At 64.8% G+C, this 22,520-nt stretch carries 26 protein-coding genes, 1 tRNA gene and 2 pseudogenes; 16 read left to right on the top strand and 13 right to left on the bottom strand.

Going from position 1 to position 22,520, the window contains the following annotated elements:
• Positions 1–2: 2 nt before the first annotated feature.
• Positions 3–569 carry a TRAP transporter small permease gene (locus QYL91_RS03210; protein ID WP_302081943.1) on the top strand — a complete coding sequence of 189 codons (567 nt, stop codon included), beginning with the start codon at positions 3–5 and terminating at the stop codon, positions 567–569.
• 2 nt (positions 570–571) lie between these two features.
• Positions 572–1,864 carry a TRAP transporter large permease gene (locus QYL91_RS03205; protein WP_302081942.1) on the top strand — a complete coding sequence of 431 codons (1,293 nt, stop codon included), beginning with the start codon at positions 572–574 and terminating at the stop codon, positions 1,862–1,864.
• 301 nt (positions 1,865–2,165) lie between these two features.
• On the opposite strand, the pseudogene QYL91_RS18250 reads toward QYL91_RS03205, so the two are convergent.
• Both QYL91_RS18250 and QYL91_RS03200 read right to left on the bottom strand, forming a co-directional pair.
• Positions 2,166–2,290 (bottom strand): annotated as a pseudogene (locus QYL91_RS18250) (ISH3 family transposase); the annotation flags it as partial.
• Between the two features lie 274 nt (positions 2,291–2,564).
• Positions 2,565–2,994 (bottom strand): annotated as a pseudogene (locus QYL91_RS03200) (MBL fold metallo-hydrolase); the annotation flags it as partial.
• Positions 2,995–3,194: 200 nt separating this feature from the next.
• Between QYL91_RS03200 and QYL91_RS03190 the strand changes: the two are divergent.
• Entirely contained in the window at positions 3,195–3,611 is a 417-nt protein-coding gene (locus QYL91_RS03190; RefSeq protein WP_302081940.1) for a hypothetical protein, read from the top strand.
• Here the strand turns inward: QYL91_RS03190 and QYL91_RS03185 are convergent.
• Together QYL91_RS03185 and QYL91_RS03180 are read right to left on the bottom strand one after the other, a co-directional pair.
• A complete protein-coding gene (locus QYL91_RS03185) occupies positions 3,608–4,243 on the bottom strand; it encodes an alpha/beta hydrolase (protein ID WP_302081939.1) in 636 nt (211 codons plus the stop codon). The genes QYL91_RS03190 and QYL91_RS03185 overlap by 4 nt on opposite strands.
• A 46-nt stretch (positions 4,244–4,289) precedes the next feature.
• The gene (locus QYL91_RS03180) at positions 4,290–4,706 is read right to left on the bottom strand and encodes a DoxX family protein (protein WP_302081938.1); all 417 of its coding nucleotides are present in this window, start codon (positions 4,704–4,706) and stop codon (positions 4,290–4,292) included.
• A gap of 249 nt (positions 4,707–4,955) precedes the next feature.
• Between QYL91_RS03180 and QYL91_RS03175 the strand changes: the two genes are divergently transcribed.
• Positions 4,956–5,315, top strand: coding sequence for a winged helix-turn-helix transcriptional regulator (locus tag QYL91_RS03175; protein WP_302081937.1), 360 nt, complete (start codon positions 4,956–4,958; stop codon positions 5,313–5,315).
• Here QYL91_RS03175 and QYL91_RS03170 read toward each other — a convergent pair whose 3' ends face one another.
• From QYL91_RS03170 to QYL91_RS03160, 3 genes are read right to left on the bottom strand one after another with little or no spacing between them, the layout of a single operon-like run.
• Positions 5,316–5,795 carry a DUF2062 domain-containing protein gene (locus tag QYL91_RS03170; RefSeq protein ID WP_302081936.1) on the bottom strand — a complete coding sequence of 160 codons (480 nt, stop codon included), beginning with the start codon at positions 5,793–5,795 and terminating at the stop codon, positions 5,316–5,318.
• A 40-nt stretch (positions 5,796–5,835) separates the two neighbouring features.
• A complete protein-coding gene (locus QYL91_RS03165; RefSeq protein ID WP_302081935.1) occupies positions 5,836–6,678 on the bottom strand; it encodes a beta-keto acid cleavage family enzyme in 843 nt (280 codons plus the stop codon).
• A complete protein-coding gene (locus tag QYL91_RS03160) occupies positions 6,675–6,890 on the bottom strand; it encodes a hypothetical protein (protein WP_302081934.1) in 216 nt (71 codons plus the stop codon). The genes QYL91_RS03165 and QYL91_RS03160 overlap by 4 nt, the downstream gene beginning before the upstream one ends.
• 210 nt (positions 6,891–7,100) lie before the next feature.
• Here QYL91_RS03160 and QYL91_RS03155 point away from each other — a divergent pair, with 210 nt between their 5' ends.
• Positions 7,101–8,360, top strand: coding sequence for an iron-containing alcohol dehydrogenase family protein (locus tag QYL91_RS03155; RefSeq protein ID WP_302081933.1), 1,260 nt, complete (start codon positions 7,101–7,103; stop codon positions 8,358–8,360).
• A 20-nt stretch (positions 8,361–8,380) separates the two neighbouring features.
• Here QYL91_RS03155 and QYL91_RS03150 read toward each other — a convergent pair whose 3' ends face one another.
• Positions 8,381–9,157 (bottom strand): HNH endonuclease, encoded by a 777-nt coding sequence (locus QYL91_RS03150; RefSeq protein WP_302081932.1) that lies wholly within the window; start codon positions 9,155–9,157, stop codon positions 8,381–8,383.
• A 75-nt stretch (positions 9,158–9,232) separates the two neighbouring features.
• Between QYL91_RS03150 and QYL91_RS03145 the strand changes: the two genes are divergently transcribed.
• From QYL91_RS03145 to QYL91_RS03120, 6 genes are all read left to right on the top strand, one after another.
• Positions 9,233–10,063: a ZIP family metal transporter gene (locus QYL91_RS03145; protein ID WP_302081931.1), complete on the top strand. Its 831-nt coding sequence runs from the start codon at positions 9,233–9,235 to the stop codon at positions 10,061–10,063.
• Positions 10,064–10,126: 63 nt separating this feature from the next.
• Positions 10,127–10,294 (top strand): DUF5786 family protein, encoded by a 168-nt coding sequence (locus QYL91_RS03140; protein WP_302081930.1) that lies wholly within the window; start codon positions 10,127–10,129, stop codon positions 10,292–10,294.
• Between the two features lie 586 nt (positions 10,295–10,880).
• Positions 10,881–11,009, top strand: a complete 129-nt coding sequence (locus QYL91_RS03135) for a hypothetical protein (RefSeq protein WP_302081929.1) — start codon at positions 10,881–10,883, stop codon at positions 11,007–11,009.
• A 32-nt stretch (positions 11,010–11,041) separates the two neighbouring features.
• Positions 11,042–11,716, top strand: a complete 675-nt coding sequence (locus tag QYL91_RS03130; RefSeq protein ID WP_302081928.1) for a DUF7119 family protein — start codon at positions 11,042–11,044, stop codon at positions 11,714–11,716.
• A 34-nt stretch (positions 11,717–11,750) separates the two neighbouring features.
• A tRNA-Lys gene (locus QYL91_RS03125) sits at positions 11,751–11,855 on the top strand.
• 87 nt (positions 11,856–11,942) lie between these two features.
• Complete coding sequence (locus QYL91_RS03120; protein ID WP_302081927.1) at positions 11,943–12,149, top strand: DUF8123 family protein; 207 nt, start codon at positions 11,943–11,945, stop codon at positions 12,147–12,149.
• Between the two features lie 93 nt (positions 12,150–12,242).
• Here the strand turns inward: QYL91_RS03120 and QYL91_RS03115 are convergent, their stop codons facing one another.
• The gene (locus tag QYL91_RS03115; RefSeq protein ID WP_302081926.1) at positions 12,243–13,091 is read right to left on the bottom strand and encodes a hypothetical protein; all 849 of its coding nucleotides are present in this window, start codon (positions 13,089–13,091) and stop codon (positions 12,243–12,245) included.
• Positions 13,092–13,210: 119 nt separating this feature from the next.
• Here QYL91_RS03115 and QYL91_RS03110 point away from each other — a divergent pair, with 119 nt between their 5' ends.
• On the top strand, positions 13,211–14,485 hold the full coding sequence (locus QYL91_RS03110; RefSeq protein ID WP_302081925.1) for a DUF7405 family protein: 1,275 nt from the start codon (positions 13,211–13,213) through the stop codon (positions 14,483–14,485).
• Between the two features lie 83 nt (positions 14,486–14,568).
• Positions 14,569–15,639: a DUF7350 domain-containing protein gene (locus QYL91_RS03105; RefSeq protein ID WP_302081924.1), complete on the top strand. Its 1,071-nt coding sequence runs from the start codon at positions 14,569–14,571 to the stop codon at positions 15,637–15,639.
• An 8-nt stretch (positions 15,640–15,647) separates the two neighbouring features.
• Here the strand turns inward: QYL91_RS03105 and QYL91_RS03100 are convergent, their stop codons facing one another.
• The 3 genes from QYL91_RS03100 to QYL91_RS03090 form a co-directional block, all read right to left on the bottom strand.
• Complete coding sequence (locus QYL91_RS03100) at positions 15,648–16,793, bottom strand: nicotinate phosphoribosyltransferase (protein WP_302081923.1); 1,146 nt, start codon at positions 16,791–16,793, stop codon at positions 15,648–15,650.
• A gap of 97 nt (positions 16,794–16,890) precedes the next feature.
• Positions 16,891–18,183, bottom strand: coding sequence for an Hvo_1808 family surface protein (locus QYL91_RS03095; protein WP_302081922.1), 1,293 nt, complete (start codon positions 18,181–18,183; stop codon positions 16,891–16,893).
• On the bottom strand, positions 18,180–19,685 hold the full coding sequence (locus QYL91_RS03090) for an Hvo_1808 family surface protein (protein ID WP_302081921.1): 1,506 nt from the start codon (positions 19,683–19,685) through the stop codon (positions 18,180–18,182). The genes QYL91_RS03095 and QYL91_RS03090 overlap by 4 nt, the downstream gene beginning before the upstream one ends.
• Before the next feature lie 104 nt (positions 19,686–19,789).
• On the opposite strand from QYL91_RS03090, the gene QYL91_RS03085 reads away from it, so the two are divergent.
• Complete coding sequence (locus QYL91_RS03085; RefSeq protein WP_302081920.1) at positions 19,790–20,362, top strand: cysteine hydrolase family protein; 573 nt, start codon at positions 19,790–19,792, stop codon at positions 20,360–20,362.
• Complete coding sequence (locus tag QYL91_RS03080) at positions 20,359–20,817, top strand: GNAT family N-acetyltransferase (RefSeq protein ID WP_302081919.1); 459 nt, start codon at positions 20,359–20,361, stop codon at positions 20,815–20,817. The genes QYL91_RS03085 and QYL91_RS03080 overlap by 4 nt, the downstream gene beginning before the upstream one ends.
• A gap of 18 nt (positions 20,818–20,835) precedes the next feature.
• Here the strand turns inward: QYL91_RS03080 and QYL91_RS03075 are convergent, their stop codons facing one another.
• Positions 20,836–21,660 carry a DUF8155 domain-containing protein gene (locus tag QYL91_RS03075; RefSeq protein ID WP_302081918.1) on the bottom strand — a complete coding sequence of 275 codons (825 nt, stop codon included), beginning with the start codon at positions 21,658–21,660 and terminating at the stop codon, positions 20,836–20,838.
• A gap of 202 nt (positions 21,661–21,862) precedes the next feature.
• On the opposite strand from QYL91_RS03075, the gene QYL91_RS03070 reads away from it, so the two are divergent.
• Positions 21,863–22,513, top strand: coding sequence for a lipoyl protein ligase domain-containing protein (locus QYL91_RS03070; protein ID WP_302081917.1), 651 nt, complete (start codon positions 21,863–21,865; stop codon positions 22,511–22,513).
• The last annotated feature ends 7 nt before the right edge of the window (positions 22,514–22,520 follow it).

Genomic DNA, 22,520 nt, shown 5'->3' with positions numbered 1-22,520 from the left:
GTATGTCCCCGCTTCTCGATTCAGAGTCAGCACCGCTTCCCCAGCGACACCTGTCGCGGCTCCGCGACTTGGAGAAGAATCTCGAATCGTATCTCGCTATGGGGTTTATTCTCCTCTATGCCGTGCTCGTCGTCTACAAGATTCTCAGCCGCCTCCTGTTCGACGCCTACTCATTCGTCTGGCTTCAGGAGGTCATTATCGGGCTGTTCGTCTGGGCGGCGTGGCTGTCAACGGCGAGTCTCGTTCGCTCCGACGACCACATCCGGTTTTCGGCTGTCATCAAACGGCTCCCTCGCTGGGGCGTCTACGGCGTCTACTGTATCGAGTGGCTGCTCTGGTTGACGCTCTCGGGCGTCATCGTCCAGTACTCGCTGCGCTACATCGGGCAGTCCGTCCGGTCGGGCACCACGATTACCGGAACCCCGATTCCGGAGTATCTTCTCTATCTCTCCGTCACCGTGGGGTTCGCGCTCGTATTTGTCCGGACCTTCCAGCAGTTCGTTATCGTGACCCGCAAGTACCGCGCCGGTGAGGAGTTGCTGACCGGCAGTGATCTCGGGAGTGAGTGACGATGTTGGGTTTCCTCGAGGGGAACATCCTCATCGTCCTGACGATTATCGCCGTGGCCCTGTTCCTCCTCGGCGTGCGCATCCTGCTCGTGTTTGGCGTGTGGGCTTTGGGCTATGCAATCACGCATACGCTGTTCCCACCGATCAACATGCCCATCGTGGCCTACGAGTCACTGAACTCTTTCCCGTGGGTCGCCATCCCGCTTTTCGTCATCGTCGGCTCGCTTATCAACGAGTTCGGCATCTCTGAAGACATCGTTGAGTTCACCAACGCCGTCGCCGGTTGGCTGCCAGGCACTATCGGCAACACCGCTATCTACACGGCCGGCGTGTTCTCGGCGATCACCGGCTCGAACGAGGCGACGACCGCTTCCGTCGGCGAGGCACTGTACGACGAACTACGGGAAGAGGGATACTCCGACACATTCGCCGCGGCGACGGTCGCTTCCGGCGGCACGGTCGGTATCATCATTCCGCCGAGCGTCCTCTTTATAATCTACGGCGTCACCTTCGACGTGCCGGTGACGGACCTGTTCATGGCGGGCATCGTCCCCGGTATCGGAATGTTGCTCGTCCTCTCGGCGTATTGTAGTTACACGGCCCACAAGAACGGCTACGGCGTCAAGGACTTCGACTTTGAGGCGACCCGCGTCGTGCGAGCAGCGTGGCGGGCCAAACACGCCTTCGTCACTGTCGCACTGCTCGTTGGTGGCGTCCTCGCCGGTCTGTTCACCCCTTCGGAGTCGGCTGGCATCGCCTTCGCGTACATCCTCGTGACTGGTACCCTTACCGGCCGACTCGGGGACCGCAGTCAGGTCGTCAGCGCACTCCAGCAAGGTGTCACACTGACTGGTATCACTGTCCCGCTGTACGTTATGTCGGTGATGGTCCAGCAGAACCTCTCCTATGAGGGCGTCCAAGAGGTCGTTGCCGGCCTCATCGCCGGCCTCCCCACGGAGTGGCTCATCATCTCGGCGATGGTGGCACTGATGCTGTTCACCGGATCGGTGCTCGCGTCGCTTCCGAACATGATTATCACCGCCCCGCTGTTGGCCCCCATCGCCACCGGAACGCTCGGGTTGCATCCTATTACATGGGGCGTCGTGTTCATGATGAGCGACGCTATCGGGTTCATCACCCCGCCATACGGATTGAACCTCTTCGTCATCAGCGAACTGACTGACCAGGAGTACATGCGCGTCGCGGTCGCTGCTGTCCCGTATCTCCTGCTGTTGATCGGAGTCTGGCTACTCTTTTTCCTCTTCCCCGGACTCAACGTTCTCTCGCCCGTCTGACGGGCACCACTTCTTTCCCCGCTGCGAGCACGCACCGATAAGCTCACAACACGTTTTCGTGATGTAGAGCGTCTACAAACGAATGTTCGTTACTTCCCGAACGGGTCAAGAAAGTGCTGCCTAAACTCGATAAAATAACCACTTTCTGTATGATTTGACGGTCAGTCTCTGCTGCTACTGCGGAGTAGATCAAGGCAGATCCAATTCATTGCTCCGAACAGACAAGGTAGGCCGCATCTCGACGGGATTTGCCGACAGGTGTTGCTCACCGCCCAACGGACAGTCCGTGGGCTGACTCCGGTCAGCCCGCGGCCGCTGCCTGTGACGCTGGCACACCAACCCCGTTCGCTTTGATCTTCTACCGGGTCGTAACCCTTCTTCCAGCTCGTTACGGATCCAATCACAGAATGTCTTGAACGTGAACTCACCCTCTATCTTGCATGCTAGCCCTCATCTATGTCAGCTACTCGATAATTCTTTCACAAAACCCGGGAAGAGACTATACACGATCTGTTCCAGGCGGCTGTGTCGGCTTATGTGGCATTGGGAACGCGGTTCGAAAACGTCGAGAATCCTCCCGTTCGCCGATTTATTTCTGACTTATAAACTCCCTCAATATCCCTTATAAGTGATATTGTCGGCGAGTATCCATCACCACGCCGTCTTTCGATTTTGGGAATTAGAGTACTAGTATATCTTCACCACCGAGCATCCCGCTGGTGGTAACGATGGCGGCCTTCTGTTCGGTGATTCGTTTGCGCTGGCCGTCGCGGCCGTCGACGACGCGAGCGTGTCCCGCGGCACGCTTGAGCGTCCCCATCGCGGACGAACGCCGGGTGGCGGCGGAGCATCTCCGTCACCTCGACGCCCATCCCGTCGACGTAACAGGGGATGTCGTACTCCTCGCAGATGAGCAGCATCTCCTGGGTGCGCCCGATGGCAAAGGCGGGGACGACGACGGTACCACCCGCCCAGAGGGTCGTCTCGACGCTCTGGACGAACCGCTGTTCGACGGTCGCGCGTTCCTCGTGGGTCACGTTCGAAGGGGGACTCTCACAGAGCACGACGTCGGTGTCGGGACGGGCGGTCGTTTCCGAGATGAGGCGCCGTCCGCCGGTGTCGACGTCGCCGAGACTGACGACGGCATCGCTGTCGAGGGTGGCGACAGCATCGCTGTCGAAGATAGCGACGGCATCGCGGTCCGTCTCTCGTCGCCTCGGTAGTCCGACAGACCACTCTCGCGGGGTGGGACTGGGCGCAGTACATATGTGGCTGCCCGATACAGTTCTGGTACGAAGCTATGTTTCCGAAGGGACGGGGAGGGCGCATCGTGGTGTTTGTCAGTGCCTACCTCATGCTTTCGGTCCCGCCGTATCTGGCGCTCAACTGGGACGTTGTCCTCAGAGTGCTCGACCAGTCGTTCCCGCCGAGTCCGTTCGCGGTGGGCGCCGTCGCGGTGGCGGCGGTCATCATCCTCGCAGCGCTCGTCCGTGCCTCGGAGGGCGTCGACCGGTACGCGCAGTTTCTCCTCGCCCCGACCGACTGGCTCTCGATACTCATCGGGCTGGCGTTCATTCTCGCGGGCGCGTCCTGGTGGGCCGTCCCGGAGATAATCTTGGAGTGGTTTGGCCGCATCGAGTTGAACGTGCTGTACTTTCTGGTCTTTCTCGCGCACGTTCCGATGTTGCTCTTTCTCTCGTTGATGACGGCGGTCGGGTTCGCCCAGCGAGAGGCAGAGAACCGCTAGAAGAGAGCGTCGACCATGCCGTCGACGTACTGCATCTCGTCTTCGTTGATGCCGTGGCCCATCCCCTCGTAGATACGCTCTTCGACGTCGGCGTTCAGTCGCTCGAAGGTCTCGGTCGTGATGTGGACGCGCTCGACGGGGATGTGGGGGTCGACGTCGCTACACCCGACGAAGTACGGGGTCTCTTCGAGGTCGCCCTCGTAGTCGTCTGGGTCGACAGTCTGGCCGATGAGGCCGCCGGAGAAGGCGACGGCACCGCCGTACTGTCGCGGGTTGCGCGCGACGAACTCGCTGGCGAGACAGCCGCCCTGCGAGAAGCCGAGGACGAGGACCCGCTCTGGGGGAATACCGGCGTCCGCGGCCGTCTGGACCGCGTTCTCGACGGCGGCCAGTCCGGAGGTGCGGCCGGGTTCGTTCTTCTCGACGGGTTCGAGAAACGAGTGGGGGTACCAGGTGTTGTTGGCGGCCTGCGGTGCCAGGATTGCGAGGCCGTCCTGGTGGAGTCGGCCGACCGTGTTGACGATGCTCTGTGCCGTCGCGCCGCGGCCGTGGACGGCGACCAGCGCCGCCTCGGCGTCGTCGAGGTCCGTGCCGCCAGTCACGAGCGGCTGGTCCTGGTGGGGTCCGGTCATGATATGGTGAAGGCGAGGGGAGCCATTCCAATGAGTGTGTGGGGGGTCACAGTCCGATGGCGACGGTGTAGGCCCACGCCTCTCCACTGATTGCGAGGACGAACAGTGCCCCACCGGCCAGTTCGACGTTTTTCATGAAGTGTGTCATCTCGTCCTGTGCCTGCTCTTCCGGGACGGCCCAGAAGTCGTGGAAGACGACTGCGGAGGCAAGCAGGAAGACGGCGACTGCACCTGCCGCGAGGGTGGGGAACACGCCCAGCACGATAGCGAGCCCGCCAGCGACGAGCAACACGCCGGATGCGACGACGCCGAATCTGGGCGCTGGCAACCCCTTGGCCGCCGCGTAGCCGCTCATCGAATCGACGTTCTGGAAGTGATTCAGTCCCTGAAACGCCAGGATACCGCCAAAGAGGATGCGACCGACCAGTAGGACGATGCCGGCCAGTCCCGCGTCGAGTGCCATCAGTCCCGCCCCTCCGTCCCTGTCGAATCGCTCGCGCTCGATACCGTCTGTAGCTGTATCGTGGTGTGAGTCATTACAGTACCTCCTTTGACTCCGACACAAATATACTTAATCTGATACCAATGTAACCGGGTGGCCGGGATGCCTGCGGGTGACACCGATGTTATCGTGGCATTCTGCTACCTGGTTACGACGTGTTACCTGGTTCGAATACGAATCTTAATGGGTGTCGACGGTGAATACTGTCCAATGGCAGCAGAAAGTACGCAGCAAGAACGCGACGTGTTCGAGGACGACGGGCCGTGTGCGGTCGTCGATTCGATGGAGCAGATTGGCTCGCAGTGGCGACTCATCGTCCTGCACGAACTCCAGTCGGGCGAACAGCGGTTCAACGAACTCAAAGAGTCGACTGACGCGAGTTCGCGCACGCTCTCGCGTGTCCTCGACGACCTCCAGGAACTGGATTTCGTCGACCGCCGGATGGAGGCCGACGCGCCCGTCGCCACCTACTACTCGCTGACGCAGAAGGGACGCTCTCTCTGTCCCGTCTTCGACGCCATCGAATCGTGGGCCGACGAGTGGGTCGACGTCGGGACCCGCGAGGACTGACTACTCCGTCACCGACCCGACAGCTGATTTTCGCCGCCGGTAGTGGTCGAGTGCCCGGAACGCAACGAGGTAGCCCGGGATAGCGACGAGAACCGCGAGGACGAGATTCCCGACGAGCAGTCGGACGAACACGTCAGGCGCGGCCGTCAGCGAGGCGTCCGTAAGCGCGACACCCTCGACCGGCCCGAGCAACACGAAGCCAAGCGCCAGCCCGGCGACGTACACCGCTGGCTTCACGAGCGGGTTACAGACGAGGACGGCCGCGACGACGGCCAGCCGATTGATGCGCTCGACGACTCCCGACACCGCGAGCAAAAGCGTCGGTCCCACGCCGACCGTCGGGAGCATCGCGACAAAGAGGCCGAGGCTGAAGGTCCGCGCGACGCGTTCGGTGCTGTGTCGCTCGGCGAAGGCGTGTCGCAGCAGTTGCGTGGCCTGCCTGACCGTCCGACGGAACCGCCCGCGCGGGTCAATTCCCATTCGAACGGAGTGTCGTGGTGAGAACTGATATGTGTCACGGTCACAGCGAGAGCTGTTCGCGCGCCTGCGTGGGCGTTGCGACCGGCCGCCCGAGCAGATTCGCGAGGTCTACGACTCGCTCGACGAGTTGGGCGTTGCTCGTTGCGAGTTCCCCGCGCCGGACGTAGACGTTGTCCTCCAGCCCGACGCGGACGTTCCCGCCAAAGAGCAGCCCCAGCGCGGCGAAGGGCAACTGGTGGCGACCGAACCCGAGCGTGTTGAACTGCGTGCCCTCCGGTAGATTGTCGATGGCGTTCAGGAAGTTCTGCGGACGGGGGCGTGTCAGCCCACCCGGACCGAAGATGAGCGTCGCATAGAGGGGGTCGGCCAGGTCCCGGCGGTCCAGCAGCCCGTGTACCTCGTTGATGTGGCCGTCGTTGAACACCTCCAGTTCGGGTTTGATACCCCGGTCGACCATCTCGGCGTGCAGCGAGTCGACGAGCCCGCGCGTGTTCTCGCTGGTGAGGTGGTCGTAGCGGTTCAGCGGGCCCATGTCGAGCGAGGCCATCTCCGGTGGTGGGTCGGTCCGCAGCGGCGCGTGGCGCAACTCGTCGGGCGCGCCGGTGCCGCCCGTCGAGTGCTGGATGACGATATCGTCCGTGGACTGACGGACGGCATCGTCGATTTCTTGGAACCGCTCGGTCGCGAACGCTCGCTCGCCGTTGGGCCGGCGCGCGTGGAGGTGGACGACGGCCGCCCCTGCCTCTTCGACTTCGGCCGCGGCCTGTCCAATCTCCTCGGGCGTTTCCGGAATCGCCGGGTTGGCCTCTTTTCCTTGGATGCCACCAGTCAGTGCGGCCGTGACGACGACGGGCCGCCCGGTGAGATACTGGTCGTAGCTCATGGGTCTCCTCCCGCCTGGGCGTCCGTCCTGCCGTCGCCTGCGTGCTCGCGGTATATCTCACAATCTGTCGTGTGTTCTAGGTCGTAGCGGTCGTTACAGATGTCAGCGCGCATCGGCTGGACGAACTCCCCGACGACGGTGCAAAAGGCCCGCTCGGTGTCGAACCGATGGTCGTCACTTTCGGCGCGATAGGTCAGGTGCGGGCAGGTCATGCACTCGATTGGACGTGTCCTGAGTTAACTATTCGGTGGAGTATCACCGGTGTCACCCGGTGGCGGGACCGTTGGCAAACAATCACCCGTCACCGTCCCGTACACCGCCGTATGTCACCAGCGACGCCAGGCATCCAGGATGTGACCGCAGTCGTCAGCGACGACGCAAACGCCCAGTTCGACGGCCCACCGGTCGGCGGTGACTGACTGATGACCGGGAACCACACCGACATCGCCGTGCTGTCCCGCGTGTCCGACCCGTTCCGGTTCGAGTACGACGCGCCCACGCTCCGCTGTGGTCGCGATAGCGCCCGCCAACTCGGCGACGAACTCGCCGCAAACGGGTTCGAGCGCGCGCTCGTCGTGTGCGGGCAGACTGTCGGCGCCACGCCCGCGGTCATCGACCCCGTTCGCGAGGGGCTGGGCGACCGACTCGCAGGCGTCTTCGCCGAGACGACGCCCGAAAAACGGCTGGCGACTGCCGCCGACGCTGTCGACCGACTGCGCGACGTGGACGCCGACTGCATCGTCGCACTCGGTGGTGGGAGCAGTCTCGACGTGGCAAAACAGGCAAGCGTGCTCGCCGCGCGCGTGACAGCCGACGGTGAGACGCCGGCCGACACCTACGCCGCCGCGGGGACGGAGTTCGCAGAGACTGGCACACTCTCCGTGCCCGACGAGGGGCTGGTCCCCATCGTTGCCGTCCCGACGACGCTGGCCGGCGCCGACGTCTCCCAGGTTGCGGGGCTGACCGCGACGCCAGCGGGCGGACTCGTCTCGGCGCCGGTAAGCGGTGGTATCTCCGTTGCCGGACTGATGCCGGCGGCCGTCGTCGCCGACCCCGCGCTCGTCGCGACGACACCCGACGACGTGCTTGCGGCGTCGGCGATGAACGGTTTCGACAAAGGTATCGAGACGCTCTATGCCAGCACTGCGACGCCGGTCACCGACGCCACCGCGGTCCGCGGACTCTCGCTGTTTCAGGACGGACTACTCGCGTTCGGGGACGACTCTCGCGAGGAGTGGGTGTACGACGCGCTCGTCCGCGGGTGTCTCCTCGTCCAGTATGGCATCTCCCGGCCGGGTGTGGGAACACTTTCGCTTATTCACGCGCTCGGTCACGGCCTGACCCGGACCTACCCCGTCCAGCAGGGCGCGGCCCACGCCGTCGTCGCCCCGCACGCGCTCGCCTATCTCTTCGAGCAGGTCGACGGCCGCCGGGACTTGCTCGCCGACGCGTTCGACGTTGCCGACGCCGACGAGACGGCCGGGGCAATCGTCGACGCCGTCTCGGACGTCCGGGACGCGCTCGGCCTGCCGGCCCGACTCCGCGACGTTGACGGCCCCGGCCCCGACGAATTTCCGTCGGTCGCAAAGGCTGTCCTCGCGGATAGTTTCATGGCCAACGCCCCGGCCGGGCTGGACGCCACCGAGAGTGACATCGAGGGTGTGCTAGAAGACGCCTGGTGACCACAGCCCAGTCTGTCAGTTCAGACCAGCGGCGTGGTGACGTGCTGGTGGGCGGCGGAGTGACACTCCCGACAGAGCGTCACCACGTTGTCGGGTGCAACGACGCCGCCGTGCTGTGGCGTGACGACGAAGTGCGCTTCGAGTGTCACGCTGCCGACGTCGAGGTCGATACCGCAGTTCCGACAGGTCCGCCCGTCACGCTCGAACACCGTCTCACGGAGTCTTTCCCACGTCTCCACGTCGCTGGCCGTCCCACCCTCGTCGACGTCGTCGATTGCCGACTCGATGGTGAGGTCCGTCGAGTGAGTGATGACGACCGCTCTCTCCGGGTCCGTTTCGACCACTTCGAGCGGTCGCCAGCTGCCGACCACGACGCCGAAGGGCTCCTGTGGGCCGACCATCACCCAGCGCCGCTCGCCGGTGAGCATCGGCGTGTCGAATAGCTTGTTGGTCACTTGCGCGGCGTGGCTGGTGTCTATCGGACAACACTGTGGTGTGGCCGGCCGGACCGTCACGGTGTCGGCCTCGGCGGTCGCGACAGGTTCGATGTCGACGGATTCCTCCGGCTCCACGCCGGCGTTCTGTCGCGTGAACCCGCCGATGCGGACTGCCTCGACTGCTTTGTCGTCTGCTCGTTGTCGCTCGACGGTCACGACAGTCTGGTCGTCGCCTTCGAGCGTGATCGCGTCGCCGCGCTCGACGCCGAGACTGTCCATCGCCGCGCTGTCGAGGTGGGCGACCGCTCGTCCCCTGGCCGAGTCGTACGCTTGCTCGACCTGCAGTGTCTCCCGGGCCATACCGCCCGTTCGGGGCGCGATGGCAAAAACGCGTCCCCCGGTAGCGTTTTCACCGCCGCCTCTCTCAGACGAGGTATGGTCGCGGATACCTTCGTCGAACTCGTCGGGACGGACCCGGTGGTCCAGGGGCTTGTCGGAGGTATCGTCATCGCGGCGATGAACCTCTTTGGAGCGTCGCTGGTGCTCGTCTGGCGCAATCCCAGCGAACGCGCACTCGATGCCGCCCTCGGGTTCGCGGCTGGCGTGATGCTCGCGGCCAGTTTCACGAGCCTCATCCTCCCCGGCATCGAGGCGACGCCCGGTGGCAGTCCGGTCCCGGTCCTCGCCGGTGTCCTCCTCGGGGCGGCGTTTCTCGACCGCGCGGACGTGCTCGTCCCCCACGCCCACTACCTGTTGACCGGCAAGCGTCGGTCCGACGCCGCCGACCCGCCGGACACCCTGCCGATTTCCGAGGAGCGACTCGCGTCGCTCGTTCTGTTCGTCCTCGCGATTACCCTCCACAACATGCCGGAGGGCCTCTCTGTCGGCGTCGGCTTCGGGTCCGGAAACGTTGAAAACGCACTCGCGTTGATGCTCGCCATCGGGATTCAGAACATCCCCGAAGGGCTGGCCGTCTCCGTCGCCGCCGTCAACGCCGGCCTGGACCGCCGGGCCTACGCCGCCTTCGCCGGCATCCGCGCAGGCGTCGTCGAGATACCACTCGCCGTCTTCGGAGCCGTTGCAGTGACACTTGCTGCCGGCATCCTGCCCTACGCGATGGGGTTTGCGGCTGGCGCGATGCTGTTTGTCATCGGCGACGAAATCATCCCCGAGACCCACAGACACGGCCACGAGCGCGTCGCGACGCTGGGGCTCATGCTGGGTATCGTGGTCATGCTCTACCTCGACGTATCGCTCGCTGCCTGAAACCAACTCGCACGCTGCCAGCAAACCATGCCGTTTTCAACCCTGGGCCTCCTCTGTTCACATATGGGTTTTGGGAGCTACGATGAATCCGAACAGAAAGACCAGGACGCAAGCGACGTGGACGACAACGATGCCGTAACCGTCCACGAGAACACACACGATGGCGACATCTCGTTCGAGTCCGATGCGTCCCAGGACGAACTCCTGGACCAGCTCGACGAGATGAAATAACGGGCGTCGTTCGGGTCCCGCCGTTCGCCGGGACGCTGCCGGTCCGTCCGATGCAGTCTGGCTGTTTCCTCGACGTTTCTTCTGTTCCGACAGCGACTGGCTCTCACTTCTCGGCGACAATCCCGCTGTCCGGCCGCTACTCGCGCTCTCGGTGCCACAAAAACCGGACGATATTGCTTACTTTCCTGGGCCGTTCGTGTACTTCGTGGTCTGTCTCGACAGCCAGTAGCGGCAGTTCAGGACACTTTCCGGGCGTTTCTGGTGTTTGTTGACGCCGCGGGTCGGTCCAGTGAGGTGACTGGGTGGCGTGTGTGAACGCCCGCCACTGACGGCTGCCGGACACGTCCTGTCCTGCGGTTTGGGATACAGGACAGCGCGCGAGCGCTCGCGCGCCTCGCCGAGACGCGTTCGTCCGTGGCCGACGCTCGTCAGAGATAGCAGAACCAGTTGCCGGTAAACGGGAGTCAGGGTAGTGTTTACAGGTGGACTCGCTGTTAAGTAAACCGGTGTATAATGGAGGCGTGATGGCAAACAGGTCCGCGCCAGTCGGCGACGGCGGGCGTGGCACCATCGAGGAGCACAACATATGACGACGACACCAGACCCAAAGCAGGACGAAGAGGCGACGACAGACCATCTCGACGACGTTGATGACGGGTGTGGCTGTGCAGAGGTCTGGGAGCACCTCTCCGAGCAGCGCGACGCCGACGATTAGGGTTTTGTTCGTGCCGCCCATACACCAGACCGATGAGTGAGGACGGGCCGGACCAATCTCCGCCCACAGACCGTGAGTCACCGGTCGGCGCACCCGTTATTCGCGGCGACCCGACGCTCACCGGCGAACACGCACAACAGGCCGTAGCCTTCGACCCCGAGGACGCCGAGAGCCTCGCGCTCGCCGCTGAGACGGTGGCTGCGTTCGCACAGAACACCGCCGGCGCCGACGACAACGTCATCATGTTGCGCGGCGCGGCGGCGTGTGCCGCCCTGGTTCGGGGCGAGGGCTCGTACAAGGCCGCCGCCGAGCGCGCGGGCGGCGACGTGACGGTGTCCTTTATCCGGAAATGGTCGCGCGTACACGACCTGCCACAGTCGATTCGCCGCCACGTCGCCCGGGGTGACATCGCGCCGACCGCCGCCAAACACATCGCGCGCGTCTCCGGTGAGGCCCGACTGCACCTCGCGTGGGCGGTCCTCGACCACGACCTGACCGTCCGACAGGTCCGGTCGGTCGCCAGCGCCGTCAACGACGGGACCGACATCGAGCGTGCGCTCACCCAGGAGGGTATTCCCCTCGGCGAGTTGGTCGTTCAACTCCCGGCCGACGTGTACTGTGAACTCCGCCGACGGGCGTCGCTGGACGACGCACCGCCGGGTGAGCTTATCGCCGATGCGCTGTTGGCGCAGTTCGACGAATCGTAACTACTTAGCCGCCGCAATCCCCTCCCTCATACGAGGGCCGGTAGCTCAGTTAGGCAGAGCGTCTGGCTTTTAACGCAATCATCGACGCGATGGTGCGGAAGAGACCAGATGGTCGGGGGTTCAACTCCCTCCCGGCCCGTTTTCCTGTTCCCAGTCCCAGCACTGCCCAGCGTCTCGAACGGTCAAACCACGCAATTTACAACGGGGAGCGACCCACAGTGCAGATATGCAAACGATTCAGTTCGCGGACACACTCGAGCCGCTCGGCATTCTGACCGGGGTCGCGCTCGTGCTCATCGGACTCGGGACGCTGGTGGGCCAGCCCTGGGCGACGGCAAACAGCACGATTGCGCTCCTGTTGCAACTCGTCGGTGTCGTCGTGACAATCGCCATCGGCGTCGGACTCGCCTGGCTGAGCTACGTCGACGAATAGGGACGTTTCAGACTATTTTTGCGGCGTTCGGGTTCCGTTGTCAGAACAGCAGCGCCGCTGGTGGAGTGAAACTGCGAAAAATGTGGGTCGCGATTAGCCCTTGTTGGGGAGGTACGCCAGCGCGACGAGGATAATCGTCGCCAGCAGCCCGAGGAGGACGATTCCCCAGAGGCCGTTGAGGCGGTCGCTGAACGCGTCGATGTCAGCGAGTTCGCTCTGGTAGGAACTGTAGTACTGGTCGCTCGGGAGCACCTTCACGGTGCTGTTGTCCGGGAAGTGCGTGAAGTGTTGCTCACCGTTGAGCGTCACGTTCGCACCCTCTTCGAGGTCGATGGTCTCGTCCTGTGGGTTGTCCCACTGCAGGGTGACTGCCGAGGTGCTGACCGACGCGATCGTCGTGTCGATGGTCTCGTTTTCCTGCTGGTAGGGGAACGTATCGCCGGTGGAGAAGCTCTCGGTCTCGACCGGGTCGAGATACTCACTGAGTGGCTGGGTGGTCCCGTCGGTAAAGCGGACGAGTTCTTCACCGTCGTCGGTAGTCGCCGTCCCCTCGACGTCGGGGTCCTCGGCGAGAATCGCCGAGACGTTTCGCGACTTGACGAGGTCGAACGAGGTAACGTTACTTCCGTTTTCGACGGCGACGGTGTACTCGTCGCCATCGTAGGCGACGCTAGAGCCGTTCTCTAATTCCTCGGTTGCGATTGCCGATTCGTTGTACCAGCTCAGTTCTCCGGAGCGGGTGACGCCGTCTGCACCGGATTCAGCCGATATTCCGGAGACTGTGTACTCTCGGTCGCCGACTGAGAACGTATCTCCTTCCGAGTACGTCGGCCCGTCAAGGCTGACGTCGGGTTCGCTCGCACCGACTTCGATGAAGGCGAACGCGCCCCCAGCCAGCGCGACGAAGATGACTAAATAGACCGCTGCGGCTCGACGTTGCATAATTTGAATTCCTGGGGCGTGACCTATAATCGTTACCTTTCGGTCGAGCGGGACACCACTCGTCGTTTTCGACGGTCGTACCGCAACATCCTAACGCGAGAACCCCCTAGAGATGGCCGATGAAACCGAGCCCGGACAGTGGGATTTCCCGGCGGGCGTTCGTCAAAGCCGCCGTCGCTATCGGTGGGTCTGCGGCCCTCTCTGCGTGTCTCCAGCGCGAGAGCGACGGCGACACGCTCGCGCTCCCGACGGGAAACCCCGAGTCAGTCCCGGCCCGCCAACACGCCTGGAACGGCGCGCTGGCGACCGACGACCACGGCAACCATGTCCCGCCGCGCCACCACGCCTTCGCGCTGTTCGACTACGACGGCGAGCCCGACAGCGACCGCGAGCAGGTCCGTGCCGCCTTGCGTTCGCTCGAACGGGCCTACGCCTGGCAACCTGAGGGGCTGCTCTTTACCGTCGGCTACTCGCCTGCCTACTTCGAGCAGTTCGAGGAGTCACTGCCCGACAGTGTCGACCTGCCCGAACCGCGGGCGCTCGCACCCTTCGAGGACCCCGAGACAGACTCCGCCGCGATGGCGGTCCATCTCGCCAGCAACTACGGGGCTGTCGTCCTCGGTGCCGAGGAGGCCCTGCGCGGGGAAACCGACACACTCAACGACGTTTCGGTCACCGGCCTGCCCGACACGTTCTCCCGGGTCGAACGCCGGACGGGATTCATCGGCGATGGACTGCCCGCAGACCACCAGGACGTCGACGGGATTCCCGACTCCGAACCGGTCTCGGAAGACGCGCCGATGTACATGGGCTTCGAGTCGGGCTTCGAGAAGAGCCAGGCCAGCGAGGACCGCGTCACCATCTCTGAGGGGCCATTTTCGGGTGGAACGACCCAGCAGGCGTCGGTCATCCGACTGGATTTGACCCAGTGGTACGAGCAAAACGACCAGTACAGCCGCGAGGCCGAGATGTTCTGTCCGTTCCACGCTGAAGAGGGACTTATCGAGGACACCGGCGAGAACCTGGGGAACAGCAACCAGATGGAGGCCCACGGCTGTCCCGCTCACGCCAGCGAGGACGCAGAGGAGGGCGTCGTCGGGCACGCACAGAAAGCCGCTCGCGCCCGCGACGAGGACGGACCGATCATCCTCCGGCGGGACTTCGACTCGACGGACGACGACCGGGCGACGGTCCACTTCGTCTCCCTCCAGGAGCGCCTCTCCGATTTCGTCGCCACCCGGTCGCTGATGAACGGCACCGACCTCGCCGAGGAGGGCGCGGTCCGCCAGCGCTCGAACAACGGCATCCTGCAGTACATGACCGTCGAACGTCGCGGGAACTACCTCGTCCCGCCACGCGAGCATCGCGCGCTTCCGACGCCCCGACCGGCGTGAGCGATTGTGGCTCCTCGGTCGCACAGCCAGTTTCGAGACTCGTACCAGAATACGCTTGGCCGTCGACCGCCTAGTCGTTCGCGATGAGACGACGCCGATTTCTCACGGCCGCCGGCGCGGGCGCGGCGCTTACGACGGCCGGCTGTGCGGGCATTCTCGAGACGACGACGCAGTCGACGGGGCGGACACCGCCGCTCGTCGAGAACCGGCCGGACGCAGTTTACGTCCCCAGTCACATCGAGGGCATGGAGATGGTCGACGTGGCCGAGAGCGGGCGGTACAGCTTTTCGCTGTCGTACAGTTTCCCCCACCGGTTCTGGCGGACCACGGGCGACCGAACTTCGAACGTCGACATCGGCGACGGCGACAGCGTCCACCTGATGCTGACCGCCTGGGACAGCCAGACGGAGGCGGTCATCCCGACGTCGTCGGCGGTGGTGTCGGCCACGAAAGACGGGTCGTCTGTCGTCTCCGACAAGCAACTCTGGTCGATGCTCTCGCAGAACATGGGCGTGCACTTTGGCGACAACGTCGAACTCGACGGGGCGGGAACGTACGACGTGTCCATCGAGTTCGGTCCCGTCGGGACCCGACTCGCCGGCTCGCTTGCCGACCTCTCGACGGACCGGCAGTCGGCGTCTATCGAGATGCCCTTCGACCAGGCGACACTCGACGAGGTGTCCTACGACCTTCTCGACGACCGGAAAGGCGAGCGCGACGCCGTCGAGCCGATGGAGATGGGGATGCGGCCCTCTGGCCAGGTGCCCGAGCCGTCCGCGCTCCCGGGCCAACTCCTCGGCGAGGGCACGAGCGGCGACGCCACCGTCGTCGCGACGGCACTCGACTCGGTCCCGGCGGGCGTCGACGGCGACGGCACCTATCTCGCTGTCTCCGCGCGGACGCCCTACAACCGCTATCCGCTGCCCTTCATGTCGCTGTCGGCGACCATCTCTCGTGACGGCGAACCGGTGTTCGAGGGCGACCTCACCGACACGCTCCACCCGGACATCGGCTACCACTACGGCGCGGTCGTCGACGGCGTCCAGTCCAGTGACACGCTCGACATCGCCGTCGTCGCACCACCTCAGATTGCCCGGCACGAGGGCTACGAGACGGCGTTCCTGGCGACCGATTCGGTGTCGATGACCGTCTAGAATCGCCCTTATCGCCCGAAGCCGACCGTCTCGGCGTCGTCGGCCGCGCGCTCGGCGGCGGCGCCGATGTCGAACTCCCGCACTATCTCGCCGTCCCGGACGAGTGGTTCGAGCAGGGCGTCGCCGTCTCCCGGGCCGTCGCGGTCGGCCAGACCGACGTGGTGGGCACCGTCCGGCGTCCGATAGACCTCCTTTCTGCCGTCGAGTTTGCCACGTTTTGCCGCCGGCTTGCCCTCGACTTCGACGATGTCTAGCGCGAAATCTTCGGGGTCGGCGTTCGAGACGTAGCTGCCGACGCCGAAGCCGGCGGCCACGTCCCGCAGTTCACGGATGCTCTCCGGTCCGATGCCGCCGCTGGCGAAGATACCGACGTCCTCGTGACCGCGCGCGTCGAGTTTCCAGCGAATCTCTCTGAGAATGTGCCGGAAGTCTCCCCGGCGAGAACTGGTCGTGTCGATACGGACACTGTCGAGGTCGTCGACGGCCTCGACAGCCCGCAGGGTCTCCTCGACTTCGTCGTCGTAGGTGTCACAGAGTGCGACGCGTGGCACGTCCTCGGCGACGGCCTTGTCGAAGGCCTGCCACGCCTGTTCCTGGTTTCCGTGGCCGAAACAGATGACGAGCGCGTGGGGCATCGTCCCGCCGGCTTCGCGGCCGATGACCTCGCCCGCGGCGACGTTCGAGATGCCATCGAGCCCGCCGACCAGCGCCGACCGCTCTACCATCGCCCCAATCGAGGGGTGGACGTGCCGGGTCCCGAAACTCAACACGAGCGAGTCGGGGGCCGCCCGCCGGGCCTCCAGCGCGCGTGTCGCCACGCCCGTCGAATGTGAGAGAAAGCCAAGCAGTGCCGTCTCCAGTCGGCAAAATTCCTGATACTGCCCCTCGATGCGCATCACGGGGCCGCCGTCGAACAACTGTCCTTCCCTGAGTGCGTCGGCGTCGATGTCGTACCCGGCCAGCAACTGGGCGGCGTCTTCGATGCCCGCGAAGACGTTCCACTCGCCGGTCGGGAATTGGTCCAGGGTAACCTCGGCGACGACCGTCGGATTCTTGCCCGCGTGTTGCAGGGCCTCCATCGTCCGGTCGAAGTACGCGTCCGTCGCTCGTCCCGTCGCGATGTCTTCCGGTGGGACGATGTCAAACTCCGGCATATCCCTCCGTCTGTGCCGTGAGATGAAAACATTTTGTTTTCAGAGAGTGGCCGTGGAGAGGAATCGTCTGCAGTTTGCCGGGCGCGGCCCGGGTCGTTTATCGGGAGTGAATCTCGTCCAGCGCGTCGACGGTCGGTGCGTTGACGATGCGCACGCGAGTGCCGTCCCGAGTCACGCGGAAGGCGTCGCCGAACGTATTCGACTCGGGGACGACGTAGACGCCGTCGCCCTCGGCGCGTGCGTCGTGGCCTGCGAGTACGTCGCGGTACGCGGTGTGGAACTCGCGGGCGTCCTCGCGGCTGTCCCAGGCCAGCTCCCAGACGTATCCGTACTGGTCGCCGTTCTGGTACGGTACGATAGTGTCACCGCCCCAGCCGTCACTGACGGGACCGGTGTACCCGCCGCTCGCGTCGCCGTTCATCTGAAACATCACCTGAATCGACGCCTGACCCGCGGTATCGGCGACGGGGTCGTGGTTGAACCGCGTCCACTCGCCGTTCGACCGGTCCAGTACGGTCACGTTGATGGGTTCCTCGTCGGGGTACAGCGAGGGGTTCGAGACCTGTTCGGTACTCCGTGGGTACTCGCCGTAGAGGTCGTTGACAGCCTCCCGGCCGCCGCGTTGCTCGATTGCCTCGACGAACGACGGGCCGACGACGTAGGGGTAGGTGATGACAGTAATGACACCCGGGTCGACGCTTCCGCCGCCCGACCCCGACGGGAACGATTCGACACACGACCAGTTTTCCCTGCACTGCTCGTTGTACCGTTGTTCGAGCACGGTCGCCTCACCCTCGACGACACCGTTGCGAGCCAGTTGCCTATCCTGTGTATCTGGCGCTCCCCCGATGCCGAACTGCTGGTCCTGGAGGGCGTGGACGAGTTCGTGAACCAGCGTCCCGCGATTGATTTTCGGCTCGTCGCTGTTGCTCACGATGACGATGCGGTCTTCGCTCGGCGAGTAGTAGCCCAGCACCGAACTCCCGTAGGCCTGCTCGAATACGGCGCTGATGTTTCGGTCCTCGCCGACCAGCAACAGCGCCTCCCAGACCTGATTGTTCCACTTCGAGTGGGTGGCGTTCGCCTCGAAGGGCTGGTTTTGCCGGTACTCGCTCCGGTTGATAATCTCGACTGGCACCGACTGCTTGAACTCCAGTCCGCGAATCTGTTCGAGGCGTGCCATCGACCGGTTGACCACGATGCGCAGTTCCGGTTCGCTGAGGCCGTCACTGGCGTCTACCTCGATGGAGTCGTTGTACCAGTACCCACCCTCCCAGCCGAGCTGGTCCTGGCCGGGGTCGTCGGCCGGCGACTGGCCGCCAAACGCCGAACACCCCGCGAGGACGACCAGTACCGTGAGGAGAACGGTAGCAACGACTGTCCGTTTCATCCGTCGGCTCCGTAAATTGCGTCGAGTGACTCGGCATCCGGTCCGTTGACGATAGTCACGGTGTCACCGTCGACGGTCACGTCCACCGCGTCGGTGAAGGGACTGTCCGCGGCAAGCTCCCAGTGACCGGCGGGCTGTTGACTCCCGCCCCAGTGTGTCAGGAGCCGTTCGTAGCTGTCGGCAAACCGCTGTGCATCGGTCGGGGAGTCCCAGCCGAGCCGCCAGACGTAGCCCGACTCGTCGCCGCGCTGGTAGACGTGCAGCCGGTCGCCAGCCCAGCCGCGGGTCGCCGGCAGGTCGTAGTTGAACGGGTCGGTCATGTTGACGCTGCCCGTGCTGTCGAGATTCAGGAACGTGCGCGGGCCGACAACCGAACTGCGGTTGTAGTCGTCGTAGAGCGTGTACGCGAACATCGCGGTCAGCGCCGACTGGCCCAGCGTGGCGGTGTCGGTCCGCGTCGGCGGCCGAACGCGCTCCCAGCCGTCGCTCGTCCGGTCTGTCAGCCCGATAGCTCGGGGCTGGAACTGCCCGTACTCCGCCGGGTAGATGACGGCCCTGGCACTCGATGGCGGCGCGTCGAACGCGTCGTTGACGGCCGACCAGTCGCCGCCTGCCCGGAGCGAGCGAACGAAGCCGACGCCGTCACTGTACGGGAAATACTCCAGAATGTAGACGCCGAGATGGATGTCGGAACCGCTCGACTCGCCGGTGGACCCGTCGCTGGCTGTCTGTTCGGCGGGGAGACAGGACCACCCCTCGCCACAGCGGTCGAGATACGCCTGTTCGACGGCTCGGGCGTCGCCCTCGATGAGGCCGTTCCGACCGTTGTAGGCGTCACGCGTCTCGACGCCGCTGTTCGAGAGGTTGAAATGCTGGTCCTGGAGGGCGTGGACGAGTTCGTGTGCGAGGGTTCGCTCGCCGTCGAACTGCGGCGTGTCCGACTCGGAGATGAGGACGATGTCTCCACGTCCGGGGCTGTAAAAGCCCGCGACGGCCTGGTCGCGGGTCGCCTCTTGCTCGGCGAGCGAGTCGTTCTGGGTGCCGATGAGATACAGCGCTTCGAACTTCGCGTTGTCGAATCGCCGGAACGCCTCGCTTTCGTTGCTGCTGTCGCCGGAACTGTAGTTACCTCGGCTCACGACGCTGACGTCGACTGACTCCTCGAACTCCAGGCCGCGAATCACCTCGACGCGGGCCATCGCCCGCGAGATGGCACGGTCGCGCTCGGTGGCGTTGAGGCCGTCGCTGGTGGTCACGTCGATGGGGTCGTCGTGCCAGTACCCGTCTTCCCAGCCGAGCGTGTCACTGTCGGGGTCGGCCCGCTCCGTGTGGGCGATATCTCCTGACTCGTCTGTCGTGTCGTTGGTCTCCGGCATCTCCGCTGGTGCGTCTGTCGTCCCGTTCGTCTCGGCTGTACCTGCCGTTCCGTTTTCGGGTGGAACGAATCCACTACAACCCGCGAGGAGGAGACAGGCGGCGACCAGCAGGGCGGCACGTCGCATACGCTATCCTTGGGCTACTGAGAGAAAAGGCTGTCCGACCCGCCGCTGGCGTGACACGGTTCTCTTCGGAAAGCCATTTTGTTACCACATCCCAACTCACAGCTATGCAGTTCGACCCAGACTCCACCGCACTCGTGGTCGTCGACATGCAAAACGGGTTCTGCCACCCCGATGGGGCCCTCTATGCGCCGGGCAGCGAGGCGGCGATCGACCCCTGTGTGACACTCGTCGAGCGTGCACGCGAGGCCGGCGCGCCCGTCGTCTTTACCCGGGACGTCCACCCGCCAGACCAGTTCGAGGACGCCCACTACTACGACGAGTTCGAGCGCTGGGGCGAACACGTCGTCGAGGGCTCCTGGGAGGCCGAACTCGTGGACGAACTCCACCCGACCGACGAGGACCTCGTCGTGGTGAAACACACCTACGACGCCTTCTACCGGACGCAACTGGAGGGGTATCTCGAAACCCACGGCATCGACGACCTCGTCATCGCTGGGACGCTGGCGAACGTCTGCGTGTTACACACCGCGTCCAGTGCCGGTCTGCGTGACTACCGCCCGGTCCTCGTCGAGGACGCCGTCGGCGCTATCGAGGACGACCACCGCGAGTACGCACTGGACCACGCCGACTTCCTGTTTGGCGAACTGACCGCACTCGAGGACGTTCGATTCGCGTGACGACGATTCGTCGCTACCAGCCCCGGGATGCCGATATCGTCCGCCGACTCAACGACGAGGTACTGCGGACGGCCGGGACCGACCCCGCCGATATTCCCCACCCCGACGACATCGAGGACGTGCAGGGGGCGTACCTCGATACTGGCGGGGAGTTTCTGGTCGCCGAGCGCGACGGTGTCGTGGTCGGGATGGGTGGACTCCGCGTCGACGGCACGGAAGGGGAACTGTTCCGGATGCGCGTCGCCCTCGACTGCCAGCGTGAGGGCGTCGGCGCCGACCTGCTGGCCGCACTCGAAGACGCCGCCCGCGAGCGCGACGTCGAGGTACTCCGGGCACAGACCGCACAGCGACAGTCTGCGGCCGTCTCCTTCTATCCCAAAAACGGCTACGAGCGCGTTGGCACCTCCACGCGCGGTGAGGACTACACGCTCGTTCACTTCCGGAAAGAGCTATAACCGCCTGCCTTCGACTGCTCAGACGTCTACTGTGACGGTCACATCCTCGCCCGGCTCCAGCGAGATGTCCTCGCCGACCAGTTTCACGCCGAGACGGTCCCGCGTACAGAACAGCGCTATCCCAGTCACCGGCTCGCCGTTTGCCAGTACCGTACAGTCGCGCCACGTCACGTCTCGACCGGAGACGGTACCGACGCGCCGGCCGGCAATCGCTGCACGCTCGCCCCCGCCGAGCAGTCCGCCGCCGTCGTAGTGTGGGAAGCCACCGTCCAGGACGCTGCCGTCGCTCTCGATGCCGGCAAAGCGCTCGCCCGGGGCCGGATGCGCAGGCCCGTCGAGCCACGCCCACGTCTCACCAGTGTCAGCGACGGTCCCGGTGCCGTCCCACGGCACTGGCTCGGGGTCGACCGCCACGTCGACGGGAAGCGACCCCGACGCTCGATGGTGGTTAGCATCCCGTGCTCGAAATCCAAGGTGGATGTGGTTGGGCACCCACGGGGCGAAAAACCCCGCCCGGACCAGTGTCCCCAGTGGGTCGCCGACGGAAACTCTGTCTCCGGCTTCGACCTCGGGATTTACGTGCAACAGGCGCGCGACGTACTCGCCGGTGTCGACGAGAATCAGATAATCCTCGTCGGCGGCGTAGGGCTGGGGCGGTGCGTCGACGGCCCGCGTCTCCACAACCTCGCCGGCGACTGGTGAGGGTGCTGTCTCGACGCGAGTCTTCTCGTCGCCGGGGTACAGGTCGATGGCACAGCCGCGGTCGTGGGCGACAAAGGGTGAGTTGTACAGCGAGAACCGACGGTACTGGAAGAGGGTGTCCCGGGCGAGCGTGACTGCCATCACGACCGGGTTGGCGCGAGCGTGTTTCAATTTCTCGCCCCGAGCTTTATATCCGGAGACGGGACCAGCCCCGCTCGTGTCCTGACCAGCGCCACGGGACGGCTCGCGGTAGTGCGACGCACCGTCTCGTGGTCTGTCGTCCGCGTCGCCTGCTCGCAACCTCGCCACGGCAGTTTTGCCGCTGCCGTCCCAACGACCAGCAATGCGTGTGTTCCGCGGCCGGGCCGACACCATCGCTGACGACCGCAAACGGACCGCCGAGATAGTCGGGACGGCCGTCGAGACCTCGACCCCTGCTTTGCGTGTCTGGTCCCCGCACCGGCAGGTTGCCTTCGGACGCCGCGACGTGCGTGTGGACGGGTACGACACCGCCGTCAGGGCCGCCGAGCAACGCAACTTTCCAGCCATCGAGCGCGACGTCGGTGGTCGTGCCGTCGCCTACACGGGGTCGACGCTCGCGGTCGTCTTCGCCGACCCCGCTGCGGACCGGACTGCCATCCAGGCCCGCTACGAGACGGCGACCGACCGTCTCGCCGGCGCGCTCGCCAGCGTCGGTGTCGACACCGACGAGGGCGAACCCCCCGATTCGTTCTGTCCCGGCACACACTCGCTGCAGGCGACCGGCAAGATAGCGGGACTCGCCCAGCGTGTGCGCCGGGACGTCGCCATCACTGCCGGTATCGTCGTCGTCAGCGACCACGCGACCATCGCCAGCGTTCTCGCGCCCGTCTACGACGCACTGGGTGTCCCCTTTGACCCCGACAGCGTCGACAGCGTCGAGCGGGCTGGCGGGCCCGGCGACCCACAGCGGGTCGGCGACGCCGTCGTCGCGGCGTTTGCCGACGACCCGTGAACTGGCT

Origin of the sequence: Salinibaculum rarum (assembly GCF_030505615.1) — an archaeon.
GTDB classification, from domain to species: Archaea; Halobacteriota; Halobacteria; order Halobacteriales; family Haloarculaceae; genus Salinibaculum; species Salinibaculum rarum.
This window is presented reverse-complemented; position numbering and strand designations above follow the sequence as displayed.